The organism is Pseudarthrobacter sp. NPDC055928 (assembly GCF_042270935.1).
GTDB lineage: Bacteria > Actinomycetota > Actinomycetes > Actinomycetales > Micrococcaceae > Arthrobacter.
Map to the genome: position 1 here is coordinate 41988 of NZ_JBHJZH010000019.1, position 16936 is coordinate 58923.

12 protein-coding genes are annotated in these 16936 nt (G+C 64.9%); 7 read left to right on the forward strand and 5 right to left on the reverse strand.

Annotated features, from left to right (window positions below; genetic code table 11):
- Positions 1-134 precede the first annotated feature (134 nt).
- Entirely contained in the window at positions 135-1523 is a 1389-nt protein-coding gene (locus ACFC25_RS19530) for a LysM peptidoglycan-binding domain-containing protein (RefSeq protein ID WP_376048249.1), read from the forward strand.
- A gap of 110 nt (positions 1524-1633) precedes the next feature.
- Positions 1634-3691 carry a Stk1 family PASTA domain-containing Ser/Thr kinase gene (gene pknB, locus ACFC25_RS19535; RefSeq protein WP_376048252.1) on the forward strand — a complete coding sequence of 686 codons (2058 nt, stop codon included), beginning with the start codon at positions 1634-1636 and terminating at the stop codon, positions 3689-3691.
- A gap of 138 nt (positions 3692-3829) precedes the next feature.
- Here pknB and ACFC25_RS19540 read toward each other — a convergent pair whose 3' ends face one another.
- Together ACFC25_RS19540 and ACFC25_RS19545 are read right to left on the reverse strand one after the other, a co-directional pair.
- Positions 3830-5221, reverse strand: a complete 1392-nt coding sequence (locus ACFC25_RS19540) for a class II 3-deoxy-7-phosphoheptulonate synthase (RefSeq protein ID WP_337347734.1) — start codon at positions 5219-5221, stop codon at positions 3830-3832.
- 71 nt (positions 5222-5292) lie between these two features.
- Positions 5293-6090, reverse strand: coding sequence for a lysophospholipid acyltransferase family protein (locus tag ACFC25_RS19545; RefSeq protein ID WP_376048255.1), 798 nt, complete (start codon positions 6088-6090; stop codon positions 5293-5295).
- 122 nt (positions 6091-6212) lie between these two features.
- On the opposite strand from ACFC25_RS19545, the gene ACFC25_RS19550 reads away from it, so the two are divergent.
- The 3 genes from ACFC25_RS19550 to ACFC25_RS19560 are packed head-to-tail and all read left to right on the forward strand — an operon-like array spanning position 6213 to position 8426.
- Positions 6213-7001 carry an alpha/beta fold hydrolase gene (locus ACFC25_RS19550; RefSeq protein WP_337347732.1) on the forward strand — a complete coding sequence of 263 codons (789 nt, stop codon included), beginning with the start codon at positions 6213-6215 and terminating at the stop codon, positions 6999-7001.
- Positions 6998-7828: an alpha/beta fold hydrolase gene (locus ACFC25_RS19555; protein WP_337347731.1), complete on the forward strand. Its 831-nt coding sequence runs from the start codon at positions 6998-7000 to the stop codon at positions 7826-7828. The genes ACFC25_RS19550 and ACFC25_RS19555 overlap by 4 nt, the downstream gene beginning before the upstream one ends.
- Positions 7821-8426, forward strand: a complete 606-nt coding sequence (locus ACFC25_RS19560; protein WP_337347730.1) for a hypothetical protein — start codon at positions 7821-7823, stop codon at positions 8424-8426. The genes ACFC25_RS19555 and ACFC25_RS19560 overlap by 8 nt, the downstream gene beginning before the upstream one ends.
- Before the next feature lie 13 nt (positions 8427-8439).
- On the opposite strand, the gene ACFC25_RS19565 is transcribed toward ACFC25_RS19560, so the two are convergent.
- Complete coding sequence (locus ACFC25_RS19565) at positions 8440-9531, reverse strand: ROK family glucokinase (protein ID WP_337347729.1); 1092 nt, start codon at positions 9529-9531, stop codon at positions 8440-8442.
- A 174-nt stretch (positions 9532-9705) separates the two neighbouring features.
- Here ACFC25_RS19565 and ACFC25_RS19570 point away from each other — a divergent pair, with 174 nt between their 5' ends.
- Entirely contained in the window at positions 9706-11514 is a 1809-nt protein-coding gene (locus tag ACFC25_RS19570; protein ID WP_376048259.1) for an AMP-dependent synthetase/ligase, read from the forward strand.
- Positions 11515-11608: 94 nt separating this feature from the next.
- On the opposite strand, the gene ACFC25_RS19575 is transcribed toward ACFC25_RS19570, so the two are convergent.
- Positions 11609-15004 carry a pyruvate carboxylase gene (locus ACFC25_RS19575; RefSeq protein ID WP_337351496.1) on the reverse strand — a complete coding sequence of 1132 codons (3396 nt, stop codon included), beginning with the start codon at positions 15002-15004 and terminating at the stop codon, positions 11609-11611.
- Between the two features lie 304 nt (positions 15005-15308).
- On the opposite strand from ACFC25_RS19575, the gene ACFC25_RS19580 reads away from it, so the two are divergent.
- Positions 15309-16130, forward strand: a complete 822-nt coding sequence (locus tag ACFC25_RS19580; RefSeq protein WP_337347726.1) for a ParA family protein — start codon at positions 15309-15311, stop codon at positions 16128-16130.
- A 68-nt stretch (positions 16131-16198) separates the two neighbouring features.
- Here the strand turns inward: ACFC25_RS19580 and ACFC25_RS19585 are convergent, their stop codons facing one another.
- A complete protein-coding gene (locus tag ACFC25_RS19585; RefSeq protein WP_066290467.1) occupies positions 16199-16795 on the reverse strand; it encodes a MerR family transcriptional regulator in 597 nt (198 codons plus the stop codon).
- Positions 16796-16936: the final 141 nt, after the last annotated feature.

Genomic DNA, 16936 nt, shown 5'->3' on the forward strand with positions numbered 1-16936 from the left:
TCTTGTGCTAATTGACAATCCATGAGAGATTCACATAGATCACATTGGTAACAGCAATAACTTAAGTAACACTAGTAGCAGCATTAACACAGGCAACAGCCACCGCACTCGCAGTTGAGAAGAGGATTCCTTCCATGACGACGTCCCGCTCGCCACAGCAACCACCCAGGCCGAGCCTGCCCATGATTGCCGCTACCACGGCGGCGCTGCCTGCGGTTGTCCTGTCGTCACTGGCCCTCGCCCAACCGGCTGCAGCTGTTGCCCCTGTCCGGGCCGTCCCTGCCACGCTCGCAGCGGCCATGAAGGCACAAGCAGCAGCTGCAACCGCAACCGTTATTCCGGCCGCCTCGGTTTCGACGACCATCCCGTCCGCCTTCCGGCCGACGCAGCCGTCTGTACCCGCCGAATACACCATCGCGCGAGGCGACACCATCAGCAGCATCGCCGGCAGGCACGGCCTGGACACCTCCGAAGTCCTTAAGCTGAACAACCTCCAGCCGAACACCATCATCTATCCCGGGCAGAAGATCAAGCTTTCAGGCTCCAGCAGTGCTCCTGTTGCAGCCCCCGCGGCTACTCCACCGGCTCCCGCAACCACCTCCGGAGCGACCTACACTGTCAAAGCGGGCGACACGCTCAGCGCCATTGCCTCCCGGCACGGAGTGGGATTGTCGGAAATCTTCGGCTGGAACGGTTTGAATATGCGTTCCATCATTTACCCCGGCCAGAAGATCAAAGTGAACGACGGCGGAACCGCACCTGCGGCAGCTCCTGCCACTGCACTGCAGCCGACTTCCGCCCCCGCAGCACCAGCCCCTGCGGCGCCGGCCCCTGCCGCCGCCCCTGGCGGTTCCTACACCGTCAAGGCCGGCGACACCCTCAGCGCGATTGCCTCCAAGCATGGCGTCAAGCTCTCGGACGTCCTTTCCGCCAACCAGCTGAGCCTGTCCAGCATCATTTACCCCGGCAACAAACTGGTCATCCCGGGCGCTGCCATACAGCCCGCCTCAAGCGAACCCGCCGCAAACGTCACTCCCCTGGTGCCCAGCTCTTTCCTTGGATTCACCTACCCCGCGGCGGTCGTCAGCTCGGCCAACGAGAACAAGGCCCTGCTCAACGCCTCCCCTGTGCCCTCCCGTGACCAGATGCGGGCCATCGTTGCGGATACTGCACGGCGTATGGGTGTGGAACCGGCACTGGCCTTGGCTTTTGCCTACCAGGAATCCGGCTTCGACCAGCGTGCCGTTTCACCGGCGAACGCCATCGGCACCATGCAGGTGATTCCCTCCTCCGGCCAGTGGGCCTCGGACCTCGTAGGGCGCAAACTCAACCTGCTGGATCCGTACGACAACGCCACCGCTGGTGTGGCGATCATCCGCCAGTTGATCGCCACGAGCAAGGACCGCGACACTGCAATCGCCGGCTACTACCAGGGTCAGTATTCAGTGAGCAAGTACGGCATGTACGACGACACCAAGTCCTACGTGGAGGCGATCAAGGCGCACGAAAAGAACCTCGGCTAGACCACCACGCCCAGCCCGGTCCCGGTGGGACCAGGGCGGGCGGGATAACGATACGGGTCCGGATCGCATGTTGATTCGGGCCCGTTTCATTGCGGGATTAGGATCGTAGGGTGCAGGAATACGTGTCTGACCGACTTGTTGGAACGCTGGTGGACAACCGCTACGCCGTCCAGTCCAAGCTCGCGCGCGGCGGAATGTCCACCGTCTACCTCGCTACAGACCTCAGGCTTGAGCGCGAAGTTGCCCTCAAAGTACTGCACCCGCACCTTGCCAGCGACGACACCTTCCTCGGCAGGCTGGGCCGCGAGGCAAAGGCAGCGGCCAGGCTTTCCCATTCGCATGTGGTTGGTGTCCTCGACCAAGGCAATGACGGCCAGACGGCCTACCTCGTGATGGAGTACATCAAAGGCCACACACTGCGGGACGTCATCACGTCCAAGGGCGCGTTGCCACCCAGGCTCGCCCTCGCACTCATTGATCCCGTCGTCGAGGGGCTCGGAGCGGCACACGCCGCCGGCATGATCCACCGCGACATCAAACCCGAAAACGTCCTGATCGCCGACGACGGCAGGATCAAAGTGGGCGACTTCGGCCTCGCCCGGGCCGTCACCACGTCCACCAGTACGGGTGCACTCATTGGCACCGTGGCCTATCTCTCCCCCGAACTGGTGCTGGGCAAGCAGGCCGATGCCCGGAGCGACATCTACTCTGTCGGGATCATGCTGTATGAAATGCTTACCGGCCGGCAGCCTTTCGACGGCGATGTTCCCATCCAGGTGGCGTACCAGCATGTCAACGGGACAGTGGGGCCGCCGTCGGCGCTGGTGCCGGGCCTTGCCGCGGAAGTCGATGAGCTCGTGCAGTGGTGTACCGCCAACGACCCCGAGAACCGGCCCGTGGACGGTATGGCCCTGCTCCAGGAACTCCGCCACATCCGGACCAACCTCACCGACCGCGAACTGGACCTGCAGCCGCCTGCGGCGCTGGAGGCCGGCCTCCAGAACCCTACTGAGGTCATCGCCCGTACCAACAACCCCACAACAGTGATGTCACCGCTTGCGCCTCCGGAAAGGCCGCCACGGTTTCCGCCCCCCTCGTTCGGGGACAACGCCACGTCGGTCGTTCCCGCCGCCCCATCCCCTCCCGCCGCGTATGTCCCCTATCCGGATACCTCGCCGGCTCCCCTGACCAAGCGCGCCCGGCGCAAAGCAGAGAGGGACGCCGAGAAGGCCAGGTCGCGGGCCGCGGCAACCCCGCTCCGGTCCCTGCACGAAGGCAACCCCAGGCGTCGCGGTGCCCTGTGGGTGGTCATCCTGATCATCGCCGCGCTCTTGGCCACCGGAGCCGGCTGGTTCTTCGGCATGGGTCCGGGGTCGCCAGGGACAATCCCGGCGGTCGCCAACAAAACGGTGGCACAGGCGCAGCAGCTGCTGAATGAGGCAGGGTTCCAGTCCAGCACCCGCGACGTCTTCGACGACGACGTTCCGTCCGGCCTTGTAGTGGGAACGGATCCTGTAGCCGGAACGGAGACCCGGAAATTTCAGCCGGTGGCATTGTTTGTCTCCAAGGGCCCCCAGCTGTTTGAACTGCCGAAACTGACCGGTATGACACTGGACGAAGCCAAATCCGAGCTCAACAAGGCAGAGATGGCCTTGGGCACCGTTACCGAGAAATTCGACGAAGGCATCGCTGCCGGCATGGTCCTGGCTCAGGACCCTGCCTCCGGGACCCCGGCGCGGCACGGAACGCCAGTGGCCTTGACCGTTTCCAAGGGACCGGAGCCCATTCCGGTTCCGTCCGTCGTCGGGATGGATGAGGACGACGCCGTTGACGCCATCGAAGCGGCAGGCCTCAAGGCAGACGTCGCCAAGGACAAGGTCAACGACCGCAACGTGCCCAAAGGTTCGGTTGCCGCCCAGTCGCCACCCAACGGCACCCTCACCCGCGGCGGTACAGTCACGCTCACCATCTCCGACGGTCCGAAGATGGTGAAGGTTCCCAGTTACGTGGGCAAACAGGCCAAGGAAGCCGAACAGGCACTGCGTCAGCTCGGCTTCGACGTGAAAGTCAACAACATCCTTGGCGGCTTCTTCGGAACCGTCCGGGACCAGGATCCGGTTAATAAAGAGGTTCCAGAGGGCTCCGTCATCACCCTGACCGTGGTGTAGCGTCACGCAGTTCGGCTGCGCCCAGTGGCAACATCGCCTGGAATCCGCGGCCCCCCAGCTCCAGGAAACGCAAAAGGATGCCTCCCGTGACTCAAAGTCCGGGAGGCATCCTTTTCAGCTGAAGCGCGGGTGGAGCGCCTAGTGCTTGGCGAGTGCCCCTGCGACCAGGAACGCCATTTCGAGCGACTGCATGTGGTTCAGGCGCGGATCGCAGACGGACTCGTAGCGGTCCAGGAACGCCTCCTGGTCAATGGGATCGGCGCCGCCAAGGCACTCGGCGACGTCGTCACCGGTCATCTCAACATGCAGGCCGCCAGGAACCGTGCCCAGGGCGTGGTGGACTTCAAAGAATCCACGGACCTCGTCAATGACGTCGTCGAAGTTGCGCGTCTTGTAGCCATTGGGCGACGTGACGGTGTTGCCGTGCATCGGATCGGTTACCCACAGGACCTGGGCGCCGGAGGCAGTGACTTTCTCGACGACGGCGGGGAGCTTCTCCCGGATGTTCTTCGCACCCATGCGCGTGATGAAGGTGAGCCGTCCGGGCTCACGCTCCGGGTCCAGCTTGTCGATGAGGCGCAGCGCGTCATCGCCGGTGGTGGAGGGGCCGAGCTTCACGCCAATCGGATTCCGCACCCGGGACAGGAAGTCGATGTGCGCGTGGTCCAGCTCGCGCGTGCGCTCCCCGATCCACAGGAAGTGGGCCGAAGTGTCGTAGGGGAACCCTGTGCGGGAGTCGATGCGCGTCAGCGCGCGCTCGTAGTCCAGGAGCAAGGCTTCATGGCTGGCGAAGAACTCCACTCGCTTGAGCGCTTCGAAGTCGGCGCCGCAGGAGGCCATGAACTTGATGGCACGGTCGATATCGCGGGCCAAGGACTCGTAGCGGGCATGGGCGGGGTTTTCGGTGAAGCCCTTGTTCCACTGATGCACTGAACGCAGGTCCGCGAACCCGCCCTGGGTAAAGGCCCTGATGAGATTCAGGGTGGATGCCGAGGTGTGGTAGGCCCGCAGCATCCGGGAGGCGTCGTGGCCGCGGGATTCCGGCGTGAAATCGTAGCCGTTGACGATGTCGCCGCGGTAGGCGGGAAGCGTCACGCCGTCGCGGGTTTCATCATTCGAGGAGCGGGGCTTGGCAAACTGGCCGGCCATCCGGCCCATCTTGATGACGGGCATGGCTGCACCGTAGGTGAGTACCACGGCCATTTGGAGGATGGTTTTGACGCGGGCGCTGATCTTGTCCGCCGTAGCCGCTTCAAAGGTCTCTGCGCAGTCCCCGCCCTGAAGCAGGAAGGCTTTGCCCTGGGCCGCGGCTGCCAGCCGCTCGCGAAGGATGTCCACCTCGCCGGCGAAAACCAGCGGCGGCAGCACGGACAGCTCCTTGACCGAAGCGTCGAATACGTCCTTGTCCTGCCAGCTGGGCTGCTGGGAGATCGGGAGGTCGCGCCAGTCATCCAATCCCGGATAGTTGGCGGCGCCGCTCTGGGCGGTACTGGACAGCGAGAAGGCGGGTTTTGCGGATAGCTCAGTCACCCTCTAAGACTAGTGTCCCTGAGGCTCATCCGGACACCCGGCCGTCACGCGCGGGGGCGGCCGGCGTCACATCATCCCGCGGCAGGGGTCCCGTCGTCGTCCCGCGGCCCGGGATTAGACGGGCCGCCGGGGCCGGTACCAGGCTTTTCGGCGGGGCCGGTGTCGGCGTCGCCCGCCGGCTCGGACTGCTTGCCCGCGAGCTGCAGCTTCACCACCGCGGCGTATTCGTCCACGTACTCCTGGCCCGAAAGCCGCATCAGCTCGAACATGATCTCGTCGGTCACTTTGCGTTGCACCGCGCGGTCTTCCGCTTGCCCCTGGTACCTGCTGAAGTCCAGCGGTTCGCCGAAGATCATACCGATCCGGCGGATGTGGGGCAGGCGCTTGCCGATGGGCTGGACCTTGTCCGTCCCGATCATGGCCACGGGAATAACGGGAACCCCGGCCTGCAGGGCAAGCTTTGCCACACCGACCTTGCCCCTGTAGAGGCGGGCGTCCGGGCTGCGGGTGCCTTCGGGGTAGATCCCGAGCAGACCGCCACCGGTCAGGACGTCCATGCCGGCGTTGAGGGAAACAGCCGACGCGGCACCGCCGGACCTGTCCATGGGGAGCTGGTTGGTCAGCCGGAAGAACAGGGCCGTGAGCCGGCCTTTGAGTCCGGTGCCGGTGAAGTACTCGGACTTGGCCAGGAAGATCACCGGGCGGGGCACCATGAGCGGCATAAAGATTGAATCGGAAAATGACAGGTGGTTGGAGGCGAGGATGGCTGCGCCCTCCGCCGGAACGTTGTCCAGGCCTTTGACCCAAGGGCGGAACAGGAGCCGCAGCACCGGACCCAGGAAGATCCTTTTCATGACCCAATAGAACACGTGACTAACCTCTCCGGAAGGCAGCCAGCACTCAATCTGCTAGCACTGAATCGGGCAGGGCCGGCATTCCACTGCAACCCTACTCTAGTGAGATTTGTCCCGAACAGTGACACGATGGACTCATGACAGAAAGCAGCATCCCGCCCCGGCCTGCCGCTTTCAGCTACCCCGGCCACGGGCCAAATGCGAAGACCGGAATCGCCATCTGCCACGGTTTCACGGGGAGCCCCCTCAGTGTCCTGCCGTGGGCTGAACATCTCGCGTCCCAGGGCTTCGCCGTTTCCGTGCCGCTTCTTCCAGGGCATGGGACCGACTGGAGGCAGCTGGCGCGCTGCAACTGGCATGACTGGCATCGCTCGTTTGAAGCGGCTTACGTGGACCTCGCCGCCCGCACTGACACCTGCTTCGTGGCAGGCCTCTCCATGGGCGGGGCCATCGCCCTCCTGACTGCTTCCAGGCACCCCGTGGCAGGAGTCTCCGTGGTCAACCCCGGCCTGAGCTTCTATGACCGCCGGGTGCGGGTCATCGGAGTGCTGAAGTACTTCCAGCAGACCACGCTGCCCATCCAGGAGGACCAGTCCACAGCCGCCGTCACAGACGACGGAGACTATTCCCGGACTCCCCTGGCCGCCGTTCACGAGCTGAAAAAACTCTTCGGCGCTGCCATTCGGGGCCTTCCGCGGGTATCTGCGCCCGTACAGGTATTCAAATCAACAACGGACGCCGTCGTTCCGCCATCGTCGCTGGCCATGCTGAGGCGCCGGCTGGGCGGACATCTGGTGGAAGTAGTCGACCTGCAGAACAGCAGCCATGTGGCTACCCTGGATGCCGACGCCCCCGAAATTCTTGCCAAATCCACAGCGTTCTTCCTTGAGCACGCCACCCGCCCCATTACGTCGGAGACTTCATGACAGCGCTTCCGGACCACAGCCCGTTCCGCAGTGCCTTCCGCGGTGACGGACCACGCATCGGCGTGGTGCTTTCCCATGGCTTCACCGGCAGCCCTCATGGGCTGCGGGCCTGGGCCGCGGCCCTGGCTGAGGCAGGCTTCGCCGTGCGGATGCCGCTGCTGCCCGGGCACGGCACCACCTGGCAGGAACTGGCGCGGACACGCTGGCCCCAATGGTACGGCGCCCTGGACGACGCTTACCTGGAGCTGGACGCAGAGTGCGATCACGTCTTTTCTGCGGGCCTGAGCATGGGTGGTGCCTTGGCATTGCGCGTAGCGGCCACGAGACCCGTTGCCGGAGTCATCCTGGTCAACCCGGGACTGGTCATCGACGATCCACGTGCGCCCTTGGCCGGCATCCTGAAGCTGGTGCTCAAAAGCACGCCGGCCATCGCCAACGACATCCTGAAACCCGGCATGGATGAGGGCGCCTACCCCCGAACCCCGGTGGCTGCCGCCCACGAACTCAACAAGTTATTCAAGGACACCATCCGGCTGCTCCCCCGGGTCACCGCGCCAGTGCGTGTTTTCCGTTCCAGCGTGGACCACGTGGTGTCCGACTCAAGCATCGTCGCTTTACGCCGTGGCCTCACGCACGCGCCGTTGCAGCTGACCCGCCTCGAGAACAGCTACCACGTGGCAACCCTGGACAACGACGCCGAACAGATCTTCGAGGGTTCTGTGGAGTTCATCCGTTCGATCATCCCGGCGTCGGCGCCGGCCGGCAACACTCACGCAGCACCCGACCACCAGGTGGCTGCCAGCCAGGAGGGCACCGCCCATGACTAGGCCCGATCCCGGTTCCCCGGACCCGAGCGCCAACCAGGACGACGCCGTATGGCTGGATCTGGTGGCACGCCTGGAAGGTTCTCCGGCAGGCCCCGATGTGCCAATCCGGCCGGTCGAAGCCGCTGCACCTGAGGAAGCGGCTGAAGAACGTTCCACAGAAAGGCCAGCTTCCGGCACGGAGGGCGCGGGAAAGCCTGGCGGTTCGGCCAGCTTCCGGGATTTTGACCCGTTAGGGCTGGCACCGTCCGCCCCTGCCGAGCTGTCGGCAGCAGAGCGGCTGTCTGCCGCATCGCCTGGAAGTCCGGAGAGCGGTGAGGACTCCGCGCAGGGCCCGCGGGACTACACTGCGGAGGACGACGACGGCAGCTTCGTACCGGAGGAACCCCCCAGCCTGGCCGGGACGGACCCTCTGACCATGCTCGCGTGGCTGGGCGCGGTGGGCGGACCGGTCGCGCTGCTCCTTTCCGCCATGTTCTGGCGCTCTGCCCCGCTGCTGGCCATCCTGGGGATTGTGGCAGTGTTTGTCCTGGCGGTGGTCTACCTGATCATGAAACTCCCCCAGGAAAAGGATGAGAACGACGACGGCGCCCGGGTCTAGGCCTTAGGGGCCCTCAGCTGCGCATCCGGCTGCTGACCCGGGACAGGTCTGCCGCCCCAATCAGCCCCGCGTTGGGTCCCAGCGCGGCAAGCTCAATGCCGGCCGCCGGGCGGAAACCCCGGCCGGTGAGGTTCCTGGCGAACGCCTTCCTCGCTGGCTCCACCAAGAGGTCTCCGGCAGAGCATAGGCCGCCACCAATAACAAACAGGCCGGGATCCAGGGCCGCTGCCAGGTTGGCAAGTCCCAGCCCCAGCCATTCACCGACTTCGTCAAGCAGTTCCCGGGACGCGGCGTCGCCGGCCAGGGCAAGGTCCGTGACGATCGCCCCGGTGATAGCCCCGGGGTGTCCGTCAACGGCCGCGATTAGCTCCTGTGCTACGGGCGAATTTGCCTGCGCGAGAATCCGGGCTTCCCGCCCCAAGGCGTTGCCGGAGGCATACTGTTCCCAGCAACCGCGGTTTCCGCACTCGCACCGGTGGCCGCCGGGCATGATGATCTGGTGGCCAAACTCCCCTGCCACGCCAAAACGTCCGCGCTCAACCCGTCCGTCAAGCACCATGGCGCCGCCGATGCCGGTCCCCAGCGTGATGCAGACGAGCCTGCTCTCGCCCTGACCGGCACCAAAGCGCCATTCCGCCCAGGCCGCCGCATCGGCGTCGTTAGTGAGCAGGACCGGCCTGCGGAGGAGTCGCTGGAGGTTTTCCCTTAACGGCTCGTTGCGCCAGGCGAGGTGGGGGCTGAACAGGACGGTGCCGCCGTCGAGGTCCATCCATCCTGCCGCGCCGATCCCCACCGACCAGATGCGGTGCCCCGCCCCCAGCTCTTCAACAAGTTCGACGATGACGCGCTCCACAGCCCTGGGATCACTGCCGGGGGTTGAGCGCCGGGCTTCGCTCAGGATCCTGCCGTCAGCATCCACCACGCCGGCAGCAACCTTGGTCCCGCCGATATCGATTCCGATGGCAAGTCCCTTCCGGCCCAGCCGGAGGTGCTCACGGAACGTTGCCCCTGGCCGGGACCGGGCTGGAAGCGTGGGCGGCCGCCGCTTCCAGGGTGCCGGGCGTCGGAGGGGGCCGGCCTGGGCGCCGGGGGGCGGTTCATACATAGTTCCTCATTCTAGGCCGATGGACACGCCCTCCCGGCTATCCCTACGGTCCACGGAACGCCTCGCGTTGACGCGTAAGTTACTGGCCAGTAGGTTTATTACTGCACTGCCGGGTACAGGCGTACTAGTGTTAGACATACCCTGTCCGGGCCTACGGATATCAAAGGAGCTATAGTGCGCGAATTCAGCGTTCCGCCGCTGGTTGTTGTCCCCCCTGAAACCAACATCACAGACCTTGTGCTGCGACAGGCAGCCAAGCCGAGCAACCCCTCGCTTTTCTCGCGGCTGGACGCAGCAGGCGCCTGGCAGGATGTGTCCGCAAAGGATTTCCTGGCTGACGTCCAGGCGCTGGCCAAAGGCCTAATGGCCAGCGGTGTCAACGCCGGGGACAGGGTTGGAATCATGTCCCGCACCCGTTACGAGTGGGCTTTGGTGGACTTTGCCATTTGGTTCGCCGGTGGTGTGTCGGTCCCCATTTACGAGACCTCGTCCCCGTCACAGGTTGCCTGGAACCTTGGCGACTCCGGCGCGGTGGCCGCGTTCGGCGAAGCCGCCCACCACGAGGACATCATCCGGCAAGCGGCCACCTCGGAAGGGCTGACAGCCCTGCAGCATGTGTGGCAGCTCGAAGGCAACGGCCTGGACGCCCTCCGTGAAGCAGGCCGGGACGTCAGCGACGCCGACCTCGAGACCCGACGCAGTTCCGCCAATCTGGACGACACCGCCACGATTATCTACACGTCAGGGACCACGGGCCGGCCCAAGGGCTGCGAACTCACCCACGGGAACTTTGTCGAACTCTCGGAGAACGCCCTCGAGATCATCGGCGAGATCGTCCATGAGAACGCCAAGACCATTATGTTCCTGCCCTTGGCACACGTTTTTGCGCGCTTTATCTCCGTCCTTGCCATGGCAGCTGGTACCACCGTTGCCCACACTCCGGACATCAAGAAGCTCCTGGCGGACCTGCAGAGCTACGAACCCACGTTCATCCTCGCCGTGCCCCGTGTCTTCGAAAAGGTTTACAACTCAGCCCTGACCAAAGCGGAGGACGGCGGCAAGGGAGCCATCTTCCACAAGGCCGCTGACACCGCCATAGCTTTCTCCAAGGCACGCCAGAATGGGCGCGTAGGCCTCGGCCTGAAGCTACGGCATGCCCTCTTCGACAAGCTGGTGTACAGCAAACTGCGGGCTGCCATGGGCGGCCAGGTTGCCCACGCAGTATCTGGCGGCGGCCCGCTGGGTGAGCGCCTGGGCCACTTCTTCCAAGGCATCGGCCTGCAGGTTCTCGAAGGCTACGGCCTGACCGAAACAACAGCCCCGATCTCGGTCAACACACCTTCGCTGATCAAGATCGGATCTGTGGGCAAACCGCTGCCGGGGAACGCAGTCAAGATTGCCGAGGACGGCGAGATCCTGGCCAAGGGCGTCTGCGTGATGCGCGGCTACTACAAGCGGGAGGACCTCACGGCGGAGACTTTTGCCGACGGATGGTTCCGCACCGGCGACATCGGCCGCCTCGACGAAGACGGCTTCGTCTGGATCACCGGCCGTAAGAAGGAGATTATCGTCACCGCAGGCGGCAAGAACGTCATACCCGCCCTGCTGGAGGACCAGATCCGCGCCGATGCCCTGGTTTCCCAGGTCCTGGTGGTGGGAGACAACCGGCCATTCATCGGTGCCCTGGTGACTCTGGACCAGGAGGCATTGCCGGGATGGCTGCAGCGCCACGGGCTGCCGGCCACCACAACGCTTGAGGAGGCAGCGGACAATCCCGTAGTCAAGGCCGCTGTGCAGGACCTCATCACCCACGCGAACAACTCTGTTTCCCAGGCTGAGGCCATCAAGTCCTTCCGGATCGTTGCCGCCGACTTCACTGAAGCGTCGGGCCACCTGACCCCGTCCATGAAGGTCAAGCGGGCCCAGGTGATGAAGGACTTCGAAACCGTCATCGAAGAGATGTACGCCGCGCCCCGGCACTGATGCGAAACTGACCGAAACTGAAAAGGTCCTCCCGGCGTGAGCCGGGAGGACCTTTTCAGTTAATGCGGTTGCTGCGGAACCTCAGCCCTGGCAGTTACTCGACCACCAGGAGCAGATCCCCGCCCTGGACCTGCTCAACAGTGGAGATGGCGAGGCGTGAAACCTTGCCGCCCACCGGCGTCGTAATCGAGGCTTCCATCTTCATCGCTTCGATAGTGGCAACGGTGTCACCGGCGTTGACCGTATCGCCGGCCTTGACGGTGACAGTCACCGCACCGGCGAACGGCGCGGCGACGTGGCCAGGCTGGGCCGGGTCCGCCTTCTCGGCGGCTTTGACGTTGCTTACCACTGAACGGTCACGGACGACGACAGGGCGGGACTGCCCGTTGAGCGTGCACATGACCGTGCGCATGCCCTTTTCGTCCGGCTCGGACACTGCTTCCAGCGAGGCGATCAGGCGAACGCCCTTTTCCAGCTGGATCTCGTGCTCCTGCCCGCGCTGCAGGCCGTAGAGGTAATCCCTGGTGTCCAGCACAGAGATGTTGCCATACGTTTCCACGCTCTTGAGGTAGTCCTTGGTGGGACCGTCGAAGAGCAGCCGGTTCAGCGTGTGCTGGCGGGTCTTGGAATCGCCCTGCAGTGCGGCGCTGTCCTCGGGGCTGAGCTCCACGTCGCGGACCTTGATGCTGCGGCCCTGGAGGGCCTTGGTCCGGAACGGTTCCGGCCAGCCTCCGGGCGGGTCGCCGAGTTCACCGGACAGGAAGCCGATGACGGAGTCGGGGATGTCGTAGTTCTGCGGGTTCTCGTTAAAGTCCGCGGGGTCGGCGTTGAGCCCGACGAGGTGGAGCGCGAGGTCGCCCACCACCTTCGAAGAGGGCGTGACCTTCACCAGGCGGCCCAGGATACGGTCCGCCGCGGTGTACATGTCCTCGATGGCTTCGAAGCGCTCCCCCAGGCCCAGTGCCATGGCCTGCTGGCGGAGGTTGGAGAGCTGGCCGCCCGGGATTTCGTGCTGGTAAACCCGGCCGGTGGGGCCCGGCAGGCCCGATTCGAACGGCGCATAGACGCGCCGCACAGCCTCCCAGTAGGGCTCCAGGGAGCTCACGGCTGCCAGGCTCAGCCCGGTGTCACGCGGGGTGTGCGCCAGCGCCGCCACCAGGGCCGACGCCGAGGGCTGGCTGGTGGTTCCGGCCAGCGAGGCGGATGCCACGTCTACCGCATCCACACCAGCGTCCACGGCTGCCAGCAGGGTTGCCAGTTGGCCTCCGGCGGTGTCGTGGGTGTGCAGGTGGACCGGAAGGTCGAACCGCTCACGGAGTGCGGCCACCAGTTTCGCGGCGGCAGCTGGACGGAGCAGGCCGGCCATGTCCTTGATGGCAAGGATGTGAGCGCCGGCGTCCACAATCCGCTGGGCCAGCTCGAGGTAGTACTCGAGCGTGTACAGCTTCTCATCCGGGTTCAGGAGGTCGCCCGTGTAGCAGAGGGCCACCTCGGCGACCGCGGTGCCGGTGGCCCGGACTGCACGGATTGCGGGGGCCATCTGGTTGACGTCGTTCAGGGCGTCGAAAATCCGGAAGATGTCGATGCCGGTGGCGGCTGCCTCATTGACAAACGCCTCCGTGACCTCTTCGGGGTACGGGGTGTAGCCCACGGTGTTCCGGCCACGGAGCAGCATCTGCAGGCAGACGTTCGGCAGCGCCTTCCGGAGCGCGGCAAGGCGGTCCCACGGGTCCTCGCCGAGGAAGCGCAGCGCGACGTCGTAGGTGGCGCCGCCCCAGGCCTCAACGGAGAGCAATTCCGGGAGCAGGGCAGTGACGGCCGGGCCCGCAGCTACCAGGTCGCGGGTCCGGACCCTGGTAGCGAGCAGGGACTGGTGGGCGTCGCGGAAGGTGGTGTCTGTGACAGCCACCGCTGTCTGCTCACGAAGAGCCTTGGCGAAGCCCTCCGGGCCCAGTTCCAGGAGCCGCTGGCGGGATCCCGGCTGAGGTTGCGTGCCTGCAACCGAAGGCAGCTTGGCTGCGGGGTTGGAGTGGACGGTGAGCTCGCCGTTCGGCTTGTTCACCGTGACCTCGGCCAGCCAGGTCAGCAGCTTGGTGCCGCGGTCAGCGGAAACCCGGGCTTTCAGGAGCTGGGGGCGTTCGTCGATGAAGTTGGTCGCCACGTTGCCGGCAATAAAGTCGGGGTCGTCCAGGACCGCCTGCAGGAACGAAATGTTGGTGGAGACGCCACGGATTCGGAACTCGGCAAGGGCACGGCGGGCGCGGGCCACGGCGGCAGGGTAATCGCGGCCGCGGCAGCTGAGCTTCACCAGCATGGAGTCGAAGTGCGGGCTGATTTCGGCACCTGAGTACACGGTGCCGCCGTCGAGCCTTACACCGGCGCCGCCGGCAGAGCGGTAGCCGGTGATCTTCCCGACGTCCGGCCGGAACCCGTTGGCAGGGTCCTCGGTGGTGATGCGGCACTGCAGGGCTGCGCCCTTGAGCTGGACCGTCTCCTGGGAGAGTCCCAGGTCCGCGAGCGTTTCGCCGGAGGCGATCCGCAGCTGCGCCTGCACCAGGTCCACGTCCGTGACTTCTTCGGTAACAGTGTGCTCCACCTGGATGCGCGGGTTCATCTCAATGAACACGTGCTGGCCGGCCCGTTCGCCGACGGTATCGACCAGGAACTCGACAGTACCGGCGTTGACGTAGTTCAGTGCCTTCGCGAACTTGACCGCATCCCGGTACAGGGCCTGGCGGATCCCCTCGTCCAGGTTGGGCGCGGGGGCGATCTCAATAACCTTCTGGTGGCGGCGCTGGATGGAACAGTCACGCTCAAAGAGGTGCATGACGTTGCCCTCGGCATCGGCGAGGATCTGGACCTCGATGTGCCGCGGCCGCAGGACGGCCTGCTCCAGGAACATGGTGGGATCACCGAACGCCGCATCCGCTTCGCGCATGGCGGACTGCAGGGCTTCCGGAAGGGCTTCGCGCGTGTCCACCCGGCGCATGCCGCGCCCGCCGCCGCCGGCGACCGCCTTGGCGAAGATGGGGAACCCGATTTCGTCGGCCGCGGCGATGAGCTCATCGAGGTCCTTGGACGGCTGGCTGGACTTCAGGACCGGGACGCCGGCCTTCCGGGCAGCTTCCAGGGCGGCAACCTTGTTGCCTGCGAGCTCCAGGACTTCAGCCGGCGGACCAACGAACGTAATGCCCGCTTCCTTCGCGGCACGGGCAAGGTCCGGGTTCTCGGAGAGGAATCCGTAGCCAGGGTAGATGGCGTCAGCACCGGACTCCTTGGCCACACGGACCACTTCGGCCACGTCAAGGTAAGCCCTGACCGGATGGCCTTCCTCACCGATCAGATAAGCCTCATCGGCCTTCTGGCGGTGGATCGAGTTACGGTCCTCGTTCGGAAAAACAGCAACGGTCTTGGCGCCCAGCTCGTAGCCGGCGCGGAATGCCCTGATCGCGATTTCGCCGCGGTTGGCCACCAGAATCTTGGAAAACATACTTCTCCTGCATCATTGCGGGTGTATCGGTAAGTGGTCACAGTGTCTAAGACCCGCGCTTAGAAATACAAATCATTGTGGCCACCATCACAGAACTTACCGTCATGTCCCGGGAGCTTTGACCGGGATCGCCGGGCCCAGCTGTTGCCATCATGCCGAGGTGCCATGCCGACGCCCGATAAAGCAGGAATCGCCGGCGCATCCACATATGATGAGTAGGGCGGCAGGAGCCGTCCGGCTTCGGCACTGCCGGAGCAAACATTACCCCCAACACGGCAGCCGGCGTTAGGTTTTGGTCTCTCAAGTGCAAGTAGTCAGCATCAGCAGCCTCAAGGGCGGAGTCGGCAAGACTTCCGTCACCACAGGATTGGCGTCTGCGGCGCTTGCCGCGGGCATCCCCACATTGGTGGTGGACCTCGATCCCCACGCGGATGCGACCACGGCACTGGGCGTACAGCCCGGCGACCAGCTGGACATCGGGCGAATGCTCAAGAGCCCGCGCAAGGCCAAACTCGCGGAAAACGTGGTGGGAAGCAGCTGGACGGCCCGCACGCCTTCAAACGGTTCCGGACCTGCTGTCCTGGATGTCGCCGTCGGCTCCGCATATACCGGCATCTACGACCGCCCTGACCTGGGCCGCCGCGACCTCCGCCGGCTCTCAACCGTGCTGGCCGGCGCAGATCACTACGAGCTTGTCCTGATCGACTGCCCGCCTTCCCTCAACGGCCTGACCAGGATGGCCTGGTCGGCCAGCGACAAGGTGGCGCTCGTGGCAGAGCCGGGGCTGTTCTCCGTCGCCGGAACCGAACGCACCATGCGGGCCATCCAACTGTTCCGGCAGGAGTTCGCCCCGAACCTTTCACCCGCCGGCATCGTAGCCAACCGGGTGCGCACCGGCTCCTCCGAGCACACCTACCGGCTTGCGGAGATGGAATCGATGTTCGGCGAACTCCTGCTTAGCCCCCGCATCCCCGAACAGGCGAACTGGCAACAGATCCAGGGCGCGGCGCATCCCGTGCACCACTGGCCGGGTGACTCGGCGAAATCGGCTGCCGCGCTCTTCGATACCCTGCTGGCCAACCTCCTCGCCGTCGGCAACGGGCTGCGGAGCCGCAGCCAGCGCTAGGCGCCGCAATGCGGAAGACATGGAAAAGGCCACCTTCCTTTGGAAGGTGGCCTTTGAAGTTCTAGGGTTTAGCCGGTTTTTCGGGCAGCACGGCGCTTGCTGAGTTCGTCGTCCGGAAAGGACTGTTCGGCCGCATGCTCGCTCGGGAGGGACGCCAGGCTGCCTTCGACCTCCCGCCACACTCGGCCGACCGCAATGCCAAACACGCCCTGGCCACCCTGGACGAGATCTATGACTTCATCGGCGGACGTGCACTCATAGACACTGGCGCCGTCGCTCATCAGCGTGATCTGGGCGAGGTCTTCCACGCCCCGTTCCCGCAGGTGTTCCACCGCGGTCCGGATCTGCTGCAACGAGACCCCGGTATCGAGGAGCCGCTTAACCACCTTCAGGACAAGGATGTCCCGGAAACCGTATAGCCGCTGCGAACCGGAACCGGCAGCACCTCGAACGGCAGGTTCCACGAGGCCGGTACGTGCCCAGTAATCAAGCTGCCGATAGGTGATTCCGGCCGCCTTGCAGGCAGTCGGTCCGCGGTAACCTGCGTCTTCGTCGAGGACTGGCAGATCTTCGGTAAACAGAAGGCCCTGGGCACCGCTCGCGGGCACGGCAACACCAGCCGTCGAGGGCTGTTTCAGCTCGCCTGCTTCGCCTTTGGGACTCACCTGGATCCTCCTTGTCATAAGCTCCCGGGGGAAAACTGCGGCAGCCTGAACCGGAACGAAGTCCATGCATGTAATTTCCTGGGGTCGCACCTTACAGTGTGACTTGCGCGGCTGCCGTAAGCAATGGGAACTTGATACCTT